At 74.1% G+C, this 14,616-nt stretch carries 8 protein-coding genes; 5 read left to right on the top strand and 3 right to left on the bottom strand.

Going from position 1 to position 14,616, the window contains the following annotated elements; genetic code table 11:
• The first annotated feature begins 208 nt into the window (after positions 1–208).
• The 3 genes from ICW24_RS03040 to ICW24_RS03030 all read left to right on the top strand — a co-directional run bounded on the left by ICW24_RS03040 (position 209) and on the right by ICW24_RS03030 (position 5,641).
• Complete coding sequence (locus ICW24_RS03040; RefSeq protein WP_226344205.1) at positions 209–919, top strand: HAD family hydrolase; 711 nt, start codon at positions 209–211, stop codon at positions 917–919.
• A complete protein-coding gene (locus ICW24_RS03035) occupies positions 916–3,432 on the top strand; it encodes a glycoside hydrolase family 65 protein (protein WP_226344204.1) in 2,517 nt (838 codons plus the stop codon). The genes ICW24_RS03040 and ICW24_RS03035 overlap by 4 nt, the downstream gene beginning before the upstream one ends.
• 151 nt (positions 3,433–3,583) lie before the next feature.
• Positions 3,584–5,641, top strand: coding sequence for a PhoX family protein (locus tag ICW24_RS03030; protein ID WP_226344203.1), 2,058 nt, complete (start codon positions 3,584–3,586; stop codon positions 5,639–5,641).
• Positions 5,642–5,651: 10 nt separating this feature from the next.
• Here ICW24_RS03030 and ICW24_RS03025 read toward each other — a convergent pair whose 3' ends face one another.
• Positions 5,652–7,124 (bottom strand): phytoene desaturase family protein, encoded by a 1,473-nt coding sequence (locus tag ICW24_RS03025; protein WP_226344202.1) that lies wholly within the window; start codon positions 7,122–7,124, stop codon positions 5,652–5,654.
• Between the two features lie 215 nt (positions 7,125–7,339).
• On the opposite strand from ICW24_RS03025, the gene ICW24_RS03020 reads away from it, so the two are divergent.
• A complete protein-coding gene (locus ICW24_RS03020; RefSeq protein WP_226344201.1) occupies positions 7,340–7,537 on the top strand; it encodes a hypothetical protein in 198 nt (65 codons plus the stop codon).
• Positions 7,538–7,567: 30 nt separating this feature from the next.
• On the opposite strand, the gene ICW24_RS03015 is transcribed toward ICW24_RS03020, so the two are convergent.
• Entirely contained in the window at positions 7,568–8,242 is a 675-nt protein-coding gene (locus tag ICW24_RS03015) for an MBL fold metallo-hydrolase (protein ID WP_226344200.1), read from the bottom strand.
• A gap of 71 nt (positions 8,243–8,313) precedes the next feature.
• Positions 8,314–11,700 carry a TM0106 family RecB-like putative nuclease gene (locus tag ICW24_RS03010; RefSeq protein ID WP_226344346.1) on the bottom strand — a complete coding sequence of 1,129 codons (3,387 nt, stop codon included), beginning with the start codon at positions 11,698–11,700 and terminating at the stop codon, positions 8,314–8,316.
• Between the two features lie 313 nt (positions 11,701–12,013).
• On the opposite strand from ICW24_RS03010, the gene ICW24_RS03005 reads away from it, so the two are divergent.
• Positions 12,014–14,611: an AMP-binding protein gene (locus ICW24_RS03005; RefSeq protein WP_226344199.1), complete on the top strand. Its 2,598-nt coding sequence runs from the start codon at positions 12,014–12,016 to the stop codon at positions 14,609–14,611.
• Positions 14,612–14,616: the final 5 nt, after the last annotated feature.

Raw genomic sequence — 14,616 nt, 5'->3', positions numbered from 1 at the left:
GGCCCCACCCCGCCGGCGCGGGCGTCGACCCCCGGCGGGGACGGCTCCCGCGCTCGCGTGTCCCCCCGCGTCGCGCGCGGCGGACGCGGCGGCTGCCCGGGCCCGGCTCCGGATGCGCGGGGCGTCGGGCACGGCGAAATCACCCCGCGCCTCGCGGGCGGACCCGTGGGTGCGGGCCCCCCGGGCCGCGGGTTCGTACGCTGGGCAGGTGGACTGGATCCGATACGACGCCGCGCTCTTCGACCTCGACGGCGTGCTCACCCCGACCGCGCTCGTGCACATGGCCGCCTGGGCGGAGACGTTCGACGCGTTCCTCGCCGGGCGCGGGCAGCCCGCGTACACCGAGCAGGACTACTACGACCACGTCGACGGGCGCCCCCGCTACGAGGGGGTGGCCACCTTCCTCGCCTCGCGCGGCATCGAGCTGCCGTACGGCGACCCCTCCGACCCCCCGGAGGCGGACACCGTCTGCGGGATCGGCAACCGCAAGAACGTCGCCGTCAACGAGGTGCTCGACCGGGACGGCGTCGACCCCTACCCCGGGTCGCTGCGGCTGCTCGACCACCTCGGCGACGCCGGGATCCGGATGGCGGTCGTCTCCTCGAGCGCCAACGCCCCCCACGTCCTCAAGGTCTCGGGCATCGCCGACCGGTTCGAGGTCGTCGTCGACGGCGCGGTCGCCGCGCGCGACGGCTTGCCCGGCAAGCCCGAACCCGACACGTTCCTCGCCGCGGCGGACCGGCTCGGCGTCGCGGCGGACCGGGCCGTCGTCCTCGAGGACGCGACGTCGGGGGTCCGGGCCGGGAAGGCGGGTGGCTTCGGCCTCGTCGTCGGCGTCGACCGCGGTGCCGGGCCCCAGGCCCTCAGCGCCGCCGGCGCGGACGTCGTCGTCGCCGACCTGGCGGAGCTGCTCCCGTGAGGCTCGACGTCGATGTCGAGGATCCGCTCGACCGGCGCCGCTTCCCCGTCGACCCGTGGCGCCTCGTCGAGACCGGGCCCGACTCCGCGAAGCTCGGCCTCACCGAAACCCTGTTCGCGGTCGGCAACGGCTACCTCGGGATGCGCGCCAACCCGCCCGAGGGCCGCGACGCGCACGTGCACGGCACGTATATCAACGGCTTCCACGAGACGTGGGAGATCCACCACGCGGAGGCCGCGTTCGCGTTCGCGAAGACCGGCCAGACGATGGTCGACGTCCCGGACAGCAAGCTCATGAAGCTCTACGTCGACGACGAGCCGATGCTGCTCTCGGTCGCCGACATCGAGTCCTACGACCGGCACATCGACTTCCGCGAGGGGGTGCTGCGGCGCACGATCGTGTGGCGCACCCCCGCCGGCAAGCGGGTCCGCATCGCGACGACGCGCATGGTCTCGTTCGTGCAGCGACACCTCGCGATCATGACGATCGAGGTGACGATGCTCGACGGCGACGCGCCCGTCGTCGTGTCGAGCCAGATCATGAACCGCCAGGACGGCGTCGACGAGTACTTCGTCCGGGATGCGGCGATGGGCGAGGGCCTGGACCCCCGGCAGACCAAGCAATTCGCCCACCGAGTGCTGCGCCCGCAGGGCGACTGGCACAGCGAGCGGCGGATGCTGCTCGGGTACCGCTGCGCGAACTCCGGCATGACCCTCGGCATCGGTGCGGACCACACGATCGAGACCGACAACGTCTTCGAGGAGCTCATCGACACCGAGCCCGACCTCGGCAAGAAGGTGTACCGCGTCGCGGCGAAGCAGGGCCGGCCGATCTACATCACCAAGGCCGTCGCTTACCACACCTCCCGCGGGGTGCCGGTGCGCGAACTGTTCGACCGCTGCCGGCGCACCCTCGACCGGGTCCGCAACGACGGCGTCCAGAGCTACCACGTGGCGCAGGCCGCGTGGCTCGCCGACTTCTGGGAGCACGCCGACGTCGAGATCGAGAACCAACCGGCGCTGCAGCAGGCGGTGCGGTGGAACCTCTTCCAGCTCGCGCAGGCCACCGCCCGCGCCGACCAGCAGGGCGTCCCGGCCAAGGGCCTGACGGGGTCGGGCTACGAGGGCCATTACTTCTGGGACACCGAGGTCTACGTCATTCCGTTCCTCGCCTACACGATGCCGTCGCTGGCCCGGAACGCCCTGCGGTTCCGCGTCAACCTGCTCGACGCCGCGCGCCGCCGCGCCGAGGAGATGTCGCAGCGTGGGGCGCTGTTCCCGTGGCGCACGATCAACGGCGAGGAGGCATCCGCCTACTACGCGGCGGGCACCGCCCAGTACCACATCGACGCCGACATCGCGTTCGCCATCGCCCGCTACGTCGACATCTCCGGCGACACGGCCTTCATGATCAGCCAGGGCGTCGACATCCTCGTCGAGACGGCACGCATGTGGGCCGACCTCGGCTTCTGGCACAGCAACGGCGCCCGCACGTTCAACATCCACGGCGTCACGGGGCCCGACGAGTACACGACGGTCGTCAACAACAACCTCTTCACGAACGTCATGGCTCGGTTCAATCTCGAGAGGGCGGCGTCCGCGGTCCGCGAGATGGCCCGCGCCGACCCGCGCGCCCACGACGCGATGGTCGCGCGCCTCGACCTCGCCGACGACGAGGTCGCCGAGTGGGAGGAATGCGCGGCCCACATGCGCATCCCCTTCGACGAGACCCTCGGCATCCACCCGCAGGATCAGCACTTCCTCGACCGGGAGCTATGGGACCTGGCGCGTACCCCACCGGAGAAGCGGCCCCTGCTGCTGCACTACCACCCGCTCGTCATCTACCGGTTCCAGGTGCTCAAACAGGCCGACGTCGTGCTCGCGATGTTCCTGCAGGCCGACCGGTTCACCGACGAGGAGAAGCGCGCGAACTTCGAGTACTACGACCCGATCACGACGGGCGACTCGACCCTGTCGGCGGTCGTGCAGTCGATCATCGCCGCCCGCGTGGGCCACGACAAGACCGCCCTCGACTACTTCCGCAAGGGCCTGTTCGTCGACCTCGCCGACCTGCACTCGAACACGACGGACGGGGTGCACGTCGCCTCGGCCGGCGGCGTGTGGAACTGTCTCGTGCACGGGTTCGGCGGTCTGTGGACGTCGGAGGGCACGGTCGGCCTCGACCCGCGCCTGCCCGCCGCGTGGACCGGGCTGACGTTCCGGATCACCAACCGCGGGGTCCGCCTCCGCGTGAGCCTGCGCCAGGAGTCGGTGACGCTCGCGCTGGAGGAGGGCGAGGAGCTGGACGTCCTGGTGCGCGGCGTCGCGCACCGCGTCACCGCCGCCGCCCCGGTCGAGGTCGCGCTCGACGGGCAGGGTCCGCGGCTGACCGACAAGGTCCGCACCCATCCGCTCGAGGGGGCGCACCGCACCGACGGCACCCTCATCACCTCCGGCGTGCCCACCGAGGCATACCACGACGAGGAACCGGCGAGCGGACCCGAGGACGCCTGAGCAGCGTCCGAGCGACGCGGACACGCGGCGGGAGCGCGCGGGCGACGGCGGGCACACCTGCGCGCCACCGGGTGTTCACTCCGGGATCGGTCGCCGGACACCGGCGCTGCCTAGGGTCGGCGGCACCCGTCCGCCCCCGAAAGGCCCCGTCATGCCCCCCTCGCGACACCTGACGCTGACGCCGCTCTCGCCCGCCCGGTCCCACCCCGGCGGTCGTGCGGCGATGACGTGTCACTACAAGTGCGGCGACGCCTGCTCGCAGCCGCTCGCCAACGAGAGCGACAACGACTACTTCGGCGACGTCGTCGCCGCGTCGATCTCGCGACGCACCGTCTTGCGGGCCGGGGCCGCCGGCGCCGCGCTCGTCGGCCTCGTGGGCTCCGGCGCCGGTGCCGACCGGGCCGCCGCGGCGGCCCCGGCCGCGACCGCGGTCGACCCCGTCGCGACGGGCGCCGGCGCGGCGCACCCCGGCGGCCGTCTGTGGCCGATGGGGTTCCGCGGCATCGACCCCGTCCCCTCGAGCACCGACCGCCTCGTCGTCCCGAAGGGCTGGACGTGGCGTCCGGTCATCCGCTGGGGCGACCCGCTGTTCGACGACGCCCCCGAGTTCGACGCCGGCCGCCAGAGCGCCACCGCGCAGTCCCGGCAGTTCGGCTACAACAACGACTACACGGTCCTCATCCCCCGCCGCCGCAACAAGGCGACGCTCGTGTGCAACCACGAGTACACGAACGACGAGTTCATGTTCCCGGGGATCGAGGAGAACTCGGACCTCAGCGACGAGCAGCTCCGCACGATCCTCGCGGCGCACGGCATGAGCGTCGTCGAGCTGCGCCGTCGCGGGCCCGGCCACCCGTGGTCCTACGTCCGGGGCGGTCGCCGGAACCGCCGCATCACCTCCTCGACGCCGTTCCGCTTCACCGGCCCCGCGGCCGGCAGCCCCCTCCTGCGGACCTCGGCCGACCCCACCGGCCGCGTCGCGCTCGGCACCCTCAACAACTGCGCCGGTGGCCTCACCCCCTGGGGGACGGTGCTCTCCGGCGAAGAGAACGTCGAGTACTTCAGGGGCGACACCGTCTCGCCCACCGCGGCGAACGCCAAGCGGCTCAAGCGCTACGGCCTCACGAGCAAGGGCCGCGGCTGGGACCGCGTCGAGTCGCGCTTCGACATCTCCAAGGAGCCCAACGAGCCGCACCGCTTCAACTGGGTCGTCGAGATCGACCCTGACGACCCGGACTCGACCCCGCGCAAGCACACCGCCCTCGGGCGCGTGAAGCACGAGGGCGCGAACGTCGTCGTCGACCCCGACGGGCGGGTCGTCGTCTACACCGGGGACGACTCGAAGTTCGAGTACCTCTACAAGTTCGTCTCGGCGCGCCGGTTCGACCGCGGATCCTCGGAGCACGCCCGCCGCCACAACATGCGCCTCCTCGAGGCCGGCGACCTCTACGTCGCCCGGTTCACCGGCGACGGCGCCGCCGACGGCGTGCACGACGGCACCGGCCGTTGGCTCCCCCTGACCAAGGACGGCAGGTCGATGGTGCCGGGCATGAGCATCGAGGAGGTGCTCGTGTTCACGCGGGAGGCCGCCGACACCGTCGGCGCGACGAAGATGGACCGGCCCGAGGACGTCGAGTGGAACCCCCACAACAACAAGGTCTACATGGCCTGCACGAACAACTCGGACCGTAAGCCCGGCCAGATCGACGAGGCCAACCCGCGCGCCGCGAACAAGCACGGGCAGGTCGTCGAGTTCGGCCCGACGAACGGCCACCACGCGAGCACCGAGTTCGTCTGGGATCTCGTGCTCGTCTGCGGTGACCCGAAGGACCCCGCGACGTACTACGCGGGCTTCGACAAGTCCAAGGTCACGCCGATCAGCTGCCCCGACAACGTGACCTTCGACAGCCGCGGCAACCTGTGGATCGCCACCGACGGGCAGCCGGGGTCGCTCAAGCACTGCGACGGGCTGTTCATGATGCCGTTGGAGGGCCCCGAGCGAGGCCACCTCGTGCAGTTCCTGTCGGTGCCCGTCGGGGCCGAGACGTGCGGTCCGGTCGTCTCCTTCGACGAGCGGACCGTCATGGTCGCCATCCAGCACCCCGGCGAGGTCGACGGGGCGACGTTCGCGACACCCGCCTCGCGGTTCCCCTACGACGGCGGCTTCCGCGGGCCGCGGCCGTCGGTCGTGCAGGTCTTCCGGCGCTGAGCGCCTCGACTCACCGGAGGCCCTGCGGCGCGCGCCGCAGGGCCTCCGGCGCGAGGTCGGGCAGCTCGGTCATCCCGTACAGGTCCGACAGGGCGGTGCGCGCCGCGTGCATCCCGCACAGGCCGTGGACGGCCGGCCCGGGTGAGGTGGACGCGGACGCGAGATAGACCCCGCGCAGCGGGGTCCGCCACGGTGTCGGCGACAGCGTCGGTCGGGCGATGATCTGCCGCATCGTCAGCGCACCGCCCATGATCTCGCCGCCGTGGGCGTTGGGGTTCTCGGCGGCGAGGTCGGCCGCGGTGCGCGAGTGGGCGCCCAGGACGAGGTCGCGGACGCCCGGCGCCTCCGCCTCGATGACGTCGAGGATCGCCTCGGTCATGTCGCGCTCCGCGCCGTGCGGGACGTGCGTGTACGCCCACACGACGTGCCCTCCGGCGGGGGCGCGGGTGGCGTCGAGCAGGCTCGGCTGGCACAGCAGGACGTAAGGCTTCGTGGGATGGCGGCCCGCCTGCACCGCCCGCTCGGCGGCGTGGATGTCGCGCCACGACCCGCCGAGGTGGACCGTGGGCGAGGCGCCGATCTCGGGCGAGCGCCAGGGGATCGGGCCGGAGAGGGCGAGGTCGAGCTTCGCCGTGCCGTGTCCGGAGGTGTACGTGCGCAGGGCGCGGGCGTAGCGCGGGGGGAGCCGGTCGCCGGCGAGGTCGAGCAGCCCGCGAGCCGAGACGTCGAGCACCCGCAGGGGCGAGTCGATCTCGTCCAGGGACGTCACCCGGGTGCCGGTCGTGAACCGGGCGCCGTGGTCGCGCAGGTCGTCGAGCATCGCGTCGACGATGGCCTGCGAGCCGCCGATCGGCAGCGGCCAGCCGTCGACGTGGGCCTCGGTCGCGAGCTTGATCCCCGCGCCGGCGGCGGCGAGGCTCGCCGGCTCGGCGACGGCGTGGGCCAGGCACCCCGCGAGCAGCGCCGGAGGCACGTCGGTGGAGAACCGCGCGGTGCGCCACGGGCCGGCGAGCTCGCCGACGCGCGCCCCGAACCAGGCGGAGCCGAGCAGGTCGTGGGGTAGCCGCAGGAGCGAGCCGCCGGTGAGGTCGGCGATGCCGGCGGCGTGCGCGATGAGGGGCCGCATGAACGCGAGCCACGCCGGCCCGTCGGGGCCGAGCGCCGCGGCGGTCGCCTCGACGTCGCGGTGGGCGAGCCCGACGCGGCCGCCCGGCAGCGGATGGGCGTAGGAGACGTCGGGGACGACGAACTCGACGCGCCGCGTCAGCTCGAACCGGGTGAAGAACTCCGACGTCATCGCCGACGGGTGGACCGCCGAGCACGCGTCGTGGAGGAACCCCGGCAGCGTGAGGGGGAGGGTGCGCGCGCCCCCGCCGAGGCCGGCCTGGCCCTCGATCACGTGGACCGACAGGCCCGCCCGGGCGAGGACGACGGCCGCCGCGAGCCCGTTCGGGCCCGAGCCCACGACCGTCGCGTCGGTCATGCCGTCACCGCCGTCCCCGGCGCCGAGAGGCGTCGGATGTCGTTGTCCCCCGGTCGTGTCCGGTGCCGGGGTGCATTGGGTTCACGTGGGCCACGGGAGGGCGATCGGCGAACGAACAATCGGTGAAGACGGCTCGGCAGGGGTGCGCTCCCGCACTGGACCACGGTAAGTCTGACGGCATCGCACGGCTCGCGAACCACGGAAGGGCCTCCCTCATGACCATCGACCCCACCCCTCGCCGCGGAGTCTCCGGAATGCACGCGTCCGTCGGGCTCGTCGTCCTCGTCCTGGCCTCGGTCGTCATCCTCGCGATCAAGCAGTGGGACGTCTTCGCCGCGCTGCCGTGGATCCTGCTCGTGTTCTTCCTCGGCGCCGGGACCCTGTGGGGCGTGAGCCGCGGCGCCAAGCGCTGACGGCCGGCCCGGCCGCGCGCCGGCCGACGCTCACCACCCCCGCTCGCGCCACTCCGCCAGGTGGGGGCGCTCGGCACCGATGGTGGTGGCCGCGCCGTGGCCGGGGTGGACGACCGTGTCGTCGGGCAGGGCGTCGAACAGCCGCTCCTCGACGTCGTCGAGCAGGGACCGGAAGTCGGCGGGGCTGTTCGTCTTGCCCACACCGCCGGGGAACAGCGAGTCGCCCGAGAAGAGGTGGTCCGGGCCGTCGGGCGTCCGCAGCAGGAACGCGATGGAGCCGGGCGTGTGGCCGCGCAGGTGGATCGCCTCCAGGCACACCCGCCCGACCTCGACGACGTCGCCGTGGTGCAGGGGCCGCCGCGTCGGGTGCTCGATGTCGCCGGCGTCGTCGGCCCCCGCCATCGTGGTCGCCCCCGTCGTCGCCGCGACCTGCGGCAGGGCCCGCACGTGGTCCCAGTGGGAGTGCGTCGTGCAGATCGCGTGGAGCGCCGGGGCCCCGTCGGCCTCGCCGCCCCCGCCGGCGTCGGACGCCGACTCGTGGAGTGACTCCTGGAGGAGCGCCGCGATCGCCTCGGGATCGTCGGCCGCGTCGATCAGCACGCGGACGCCGGTGGCCCTCGCGGTGAGGAGGTAGACGTTGTTGTCCATGTCGGACACGGAGATCCGGCGGATGATGACGTCAGGGGTGTCGATGCGCTCGCTCATGCCCCGAGCGTAGGACGGTGGCGGACCGGGGCAGGGTGCGCGCGGTCCAGGGTTCGTCGTCGCCGGCGGCCTCACCCCACCGGGGTCGCCCGCTCGACGAATCGGCACATCGCGTTGATCTGACGCACCTGCTGCGGGGAGCGGGCGGGCGCGTCGAGCAGGGCGGGGGAGCCGACGAGCACCGCGAGCGCCTTGGCGCGGGAGACGGCGACGTTGAGCCGGTGCAGGTCGAACAGGAAGCCCACGCCGCGGGGGGCGAGGTCGGCGTCGGAGCTGCCCATCGCGTAGACGACGACGGGAGCCTCCTGGCCCTGGAACCGGTCGACGGTGCCGACCCGCGCACCCTCGGGCAGCGCCGCCGCGAGCCGGGCGACGTGGGCGTTGAACGGGGCGACGACGAGGACGTCGTCGAGGGTGAGCGGCCGGGTGAGCGGCTGCCCCTCGGGGTCGAGCCCGACGAACTCGCCCCCGACGAGCCCGGAGACGAGGTCGGCCACGACGCGGGCCTCCTCCGGGGAGTCGGCGACGTTGCCCGCGTGCTCGACGGGCAGCCAGGCCAAGCCGGCGCCGGGCAGTCGCGCGGCGGGGCCGCGCGCCCCGGGAGCGGGGGTGACCCGCTGCACCTCGCGGCCCGGCGTGGGACGCAGCCGCCCCTCGTACGACAGCTCCGAGACGAACGAGGCGAGCTCGGGGTGCATGCGCCACGTGCGGTCGAGGAAGACCCCGACGTCGGCGGGGATCGTGTCGTGCTCGCCGATGAGGTGCTGCAGCGCGGAGACGTCGCCGCCGTCGGGGTGCGTCGCACGGGTGGGCTGCGTGAGCTGCTGCGGGTCGCCGAGCAGGACCACCGATCGCGCGCAGCCGGCCGCGGCGATCGCGTTGGCGAGCGAGAACTGCCCCGCCTCGTCGACGACGAGGACGTCGACCGCCTCGGCCAACTCGGGGCGGGACCACAGCCAGGCCGTTCCGCCGACGAGCCGGGCGCGCCCGTCGGCGAGGTCCGCGACGATGCGGCCGGTGTCGCCGGTCTCCTCGACCTCGCCGCGGACCCGGCCGGCCTTGCTTCCCGTCTTCTGCAGCGCGGGCCGCCCCACCGCATCGAGGAGGTTGCCGATGACGGCGTGCGACAGGGCCGTGACCCCGACGGTCCGGCCGTCGTCGAGCAGCGCCCGGATCAGGGCCGACGCGGCCGTCGTCTTGCCCGTTCCCGGCGGCCCCTGGACCGCGAGCACCTGCCCGTGCAGGCCCCGTCCGACCCGGACGACGACGTCGGCGGCCGACTCGCCCTCTCGCGGGGCGAGGTCGGCGGCGTCGGGGACGTCGCCGCGCAGCAGCGCCCCGCCGGCGCTGCCCCGGCTCCCCGCCAGCAGGTCGCGGCCCGTGCGTCGCAGGGCCGCCCGCATCGCCGAGTCGTCGATCGGGCCCGGGAGCCCGGCGGCCCGGGCGGGCACCGGGTCGGCCTTCGCGCCCCGGCTAAACTCCGCCCAGCCCGCCACCGGATCGAACGCGACGAGCGTGCCCATCCCGACGTGCGTGTCGACGCACGGCAGGGCCGCGCCCACGGCGCCCGCGTACTCCTGTGGCGGCATCGCGTACCGCCACACCTTGGAGGTCACCCGCCGGCCCTTCGCGTCGAGGACGTCCCGCACGTGCTCGGGCGCCTCGAGGCCGCCGAGGGTCTTCGGATCGGCGACGAGGTCCTCGGTCGAGAGGTCGCCGTAGCGGAAGTACTCCCACCACTGCGGCCGCGCCTCCCGGCGGTGCCAGCCGACGCACGCCGCCATGAGGGGGTCGCCGGCCGCGCGCAGGGCGTCGGCCACCTCGTTCTCGTCGGCCTCCTCGGCGGACAGGCCGGCCCGCCTGGCCTCCGCCTTCTCGGCGGCGGCGCGGTCGAGAGAGGCGGCCCGCTCCTCGGGTCGGGTGAGGTCGTCGCCGCGCCCGGCCGCCTCCGCCCGCCGCTGCTCGAGCCACTCGTGCAGCGCCAGGGTCGAGAGGCAGTCCTGCTCGTTGTACCGGGCAATGGCCTCGAGGGTCCCGGGCCGCCCGTGCTGCAGCCACTTCTCGTACTCGACGACCGAGCTGAGGGCGTCGGCGACCTCGCCCTCGGCCGCCGTGCGGGTGTGCGCCCAGTAGAACGCCTCGAGCTTCTTGATCGAGTACGAGCTCTTGCTGATCCGCAGCGACTGCCGCACGACGGCGAACAGGTCGACGAGGACCCCGTCGCGCAGGAGGTCGTCGACCGCGGACTCGCGCGTCCCGTACCGTCCGGCGAGGCGCGTGAGGGCCGTCCGCTCGTACGGGGCGTAGTGGTAGACGTGCATCCCGGGGGAGGCGGCCACCCGCGCGGTGAGGTCGTCGACGAGCCGCTCGAGCAGGAGCTTCTCCTGCGCCGGGTCGTGGGCCCACCACGTGTGGAAGCCGCCCCGGCGGTCGGAGAGCCCCGCGAGGTACTCGAGGCCGGCGCCCCCGTTCGCCCAGGGGTCGCCCTCGAAGTCGAGGTAGACGTCGTCGGGATGCGGCGCCGGCAACTGGTCGAGGCCGAGGCCGCGCTGGTGGGGGAGCAGCTCGTAGGCGGGGGAACCCGTCCGGCGCTCGGCGAGCTGCAGCCCGGCCTGCCGGTGCAGCTTGCGACCCGCGGGCCCCCCGATCGCCGCGGTCACGTCGGCGACGTCGGCCTCGGCCAGCGCCTGGAGGGTCTCGATGCCCGCCGCCCGCAGCGCCTCGCGCGCACTGCTGCGCATTCCGGCGACGAGCGCGAGGTCGTCGGCGTCCTCCCACTGCTGCGCGCAGTGCCGCGACCACCGGCACTGCTTGCAGTGCGGCACCGGCACGGGCCGGGTGTCGGGCCCGAGCAGCCCCGTCCGGGCCACCGCGCTCTCGAGCCGGGCCGACGCGCGGCGGGCGTAGGCGCGGACGTCGGCCCACGCCCACCGGTGCTCCTGCCCGTCGCCCGCGACGACGACGAGGTCGGCCGGGGGGACGTCCTGCAGGTGGGCCAGCCGCTCGGCGTACGAGGCCATCTGCAGCAGCGCCGGCACCTCCAGGCGCCGGGCCAGCTTGGTGTCGGCGAGGTCGTAGCGCCACGGCCCGAACCGGCTCGGCTCGTCGGGGCACTCGCGGCGCAGGAGGAAGTCGGCCGTCCCGGTCCACCCGCGCTCGTCGAGTACCCCCTGGTAGACGACGTCCGCGCCGACGGCCATCGCCGCCAGGGTCTGCTCGGCGGCCGCGGGGCCCGACCCGCCGATGTGCACGACCTGACGGCCCGCCGCATCGAGGCGCGCGAGGTAGGCCTCCTCGTGGTCGATGCCCTTGGCGAACACGAGGTCGAGGGCGTCGTCGGGGCCCGCGGGGACCGGGGGATCGGGCTCGTCGAGCTCGGCCAGGTCGAGCGTCGTCACGTGCGCACACGTCAGGTGTTTCGTCAGGTCGGTCGCGCTCAGGACCAACCGCCCGCCCACTCGCCGCACGAGCGCCTCCCCTCTTCGATGTCCGTGCACGTCATGACAGTTCACGACATTTCCCGCCGGTCACACGGCCCGCCGGCCCGGTTCGCGTCGCCACGTCGACTCGTCCCTGCATCCTGGCAGCCGCCACCGACAAGGTCGTCGGAGGCGGTCCCCGATGTTTACGAGGGGTGACCACACCGGGGAGAGCGGCTCCTACGCTGGACGTGCTCGACGCCCCCTCCGTGTCGCGTCGCGCCGGTCTCGCGGGCGGACCGGCGAGCCCCCCGATCTCGGGCGGCCGGTGAGGGCCCAGGAAGGGACACACATGAACGGCACGAGCGGACGTCGAGACCTCATCCCCCTGTCGGACGCCGACGCTGCGGGCGGGGTCGTCGCGCGGTTCCGGACCGTCGTCGGTGCGATCCCCGACGCGGTGGCCGTCACCGACTCCGAGGGCGCCCTCACGTACGCCGACCTCGCGGCGCAGGCCGCCGCGGTCCGCGCCGGCGTCGATCGCCGGACCCCGGCGGACGCCCCGGTCGCCGTCCTCTTCGGACACACCACCGCCGCCGTCGCGGCCATCCTCGGCGTCATCGCCTCCGGTCGTCCGCTGCTCGTCCTCGACGCCCGCACCCCCGGCCCGCGCCTCGCCCAGTTCGTCGAGCGCGCCGGTGCGCGCCTCGTCCTCGCCGCCGACGACCTCACCGAGCTCGCCGGCGAGCTCGGCGCCCCGACCCAGCCGTGGTCCGGCCTGTCGCCCGCTCCCGCCGAGGCGCTGTGGGACGAGCCGGTCGACCCGGCCGGCCCGGCCGTCCTCGCCTTCACCTCCGGCTCGACCGGGGTGCCGAAGATCGTCGTCAACGACCAGCGGATGCTCGTGGCCGACGCGTGGGACAACTCCATCGCCACCGGCTGCTACGACGCCGACGACGTCATCGCCCACACCCTGCCGACGGCGTTCCACGCCGGTCTCATGGTCACCGTCGCCGGCCTCGTCGTCGGCAGCGAGATGCGCCTGTACGACAGCCGCGGGCGTGGCATCGGCGGTCTCGCGCCGTTCCTCGTCTCCTCGGGCGCGACGATCATGCACACGAGCCCCGCCATCCTGCGCGCCTTCGTCGCCGCCGGGCCGACGCCCGGGCAGCTCGCGGGCCTGCGGTCGGTGACGATCGCGGGCGAGGCCGCCCACGGCCGGGACGTCGAGGCGCTGCGGCCGCTCCTGCCAAGCACCTGCGTGCTGCGCAACCGCTACGGCTCCTCCGAGACGGGGCTCATCTGCGAGTACGTCGTCGACGCCGACCACCCGCGGCTCACCGGGCCGCTGCCCGTCGGCACCGCTGTCGGGCACACCCGCATCGAGGTCGTCGCCGACGACGTCGACGCGTGGACCGACGACGCGACGCCCACCAGCCGCGTCCCGGGTTCCGGGGTCGTCACCGTCACCCGCGACTTCGTGGCGTCCGGCTACTGGGGCAATGACGCCGCGACCGCCGCCGCGTTCACCGACCTGCCCGACGGTCGCCGCCGCTACCGCACGAGTGACGTCGGCGTCGTCGAGACCGAGGTGGGCTCGGGCCGGGAGCGGCTCACCCTTCTCGGCCGGCGCGACCACTCCGTCAAGGTGCGCGGCTACCTCGTCGAGCCCGGCGAGGTCGATGCCGCGCTGTTCACCCTCGACGACGTGGCCGAGGCCCTCACGGTCGGCGTGCCCCGCGGTGACACCGGTCAGTACCGGCTCGTCTCCTACGTCGTCTCGCGGGCCGAGCGTCCGAGTGGCGCCGCCACCAGGGCCGCCCTCCGGGGCCTGCTGCCCGGTCACCTCGTGCCCGAGGCGGTCGTCTTCCTCGCCGCCCTGCCGCGCACCGAACGCGGCAAGCTCGATCGCTCCGCCCTGCCCCCGGCCCCCACGATCGAGGTGGGCGAGCTGCCCATCACCGAGTGGGAGCGGCTCGTCGCGGCGGTCTGGGCCGACGTCCTCGACGTCGAGGAGGTGGGCCGCCACGGCGACTTCTTCGAGCTGGGCGGTGACTCCCTCGCCGCAGAGGAACTGACGGAGCGGGTCGTCACCGACCTCGGCGTGTCCGCCGAGGACGTGACCTCCTCCATGCTTGCGGCCACCCCGACGCTCGCCGAATACTCACGCAACCTCAAGCGCCGGCCGGATCGCGCGCGACAGACGATCACGGAGCTGCGCCCGGGCGGGTCGCTCCCGCCGCTGTTCCTCGTGGCCGGCGGCGGCGGGCTCGGTGTCGGCTTCGTGCCCATCGCGCGGCACCTGCCGGAGGACCAGCCGTGCTGGGCCCTGCACAGTCACGCGCTCGAGCGACGCGGCCTGCCCGACTGGTCGATCCCGGCGGCCGCCCGGCGCAACATCGCCTCGATCAAGGCGATCCAGCCCGCCGGGCCGTACTACCTCGCCGGCCACTCCTTCGGGGGCGTCGTGGCCCTCGAGATGGCGCAGCAGCTCCGCCGGGCGGGCGAGGAGGTGGGGCTGCTCATCGAGCTCGACTCCTTCCCGCCCGACCCCGACGTGCTCCCGCCGCTGCCGCCGCGCAGTCTGGTCCGCCGCGTGCGCGACGTCGTCGGGCTCGCCGTCACCGGCCTCGTGCCGACGCCCGGCCTCGGCCAGTTCTGGCGCTTCCACGCCCAGAGCCGGGCGCTCGCCCACCGCTACCGGACCACGCCGTACGAGGGCCGCGCCGTCGTCGTCGTCGCCGAGAGCGAGGACCAGGAGGCCCGCATGCAGTGGGGCCCCCACCTGGCCGGGCCGTGGACCCTGCACCACACCGGTGGCGACCACATGTCGATGCTGCGCGACCCGCACGCGAAGGACGTGGCCGCGATCATCACGGACGCGCTCGCGCAGGCCCGGGGCGGCCTCACGTCGCGGCTCACCGTGGTGCCCGACCGGCGCACGGCCTGAGGCGC

It is taken from the genome of Agilicoccus flavus (assembly GCF_014857905.1).
GTDB classification, from domain to species: domain Bacteria; phylum Actinomycetota; class Actinomycetes; order Actinomycetales; family Dermatophilaceae; genus Agilicoccus; species Agilicoccus flavus.
Note: the sequence above shows the minus strand (reverse complement) of the source record. Positions and strands in the feature narration are given on the sequence as shown.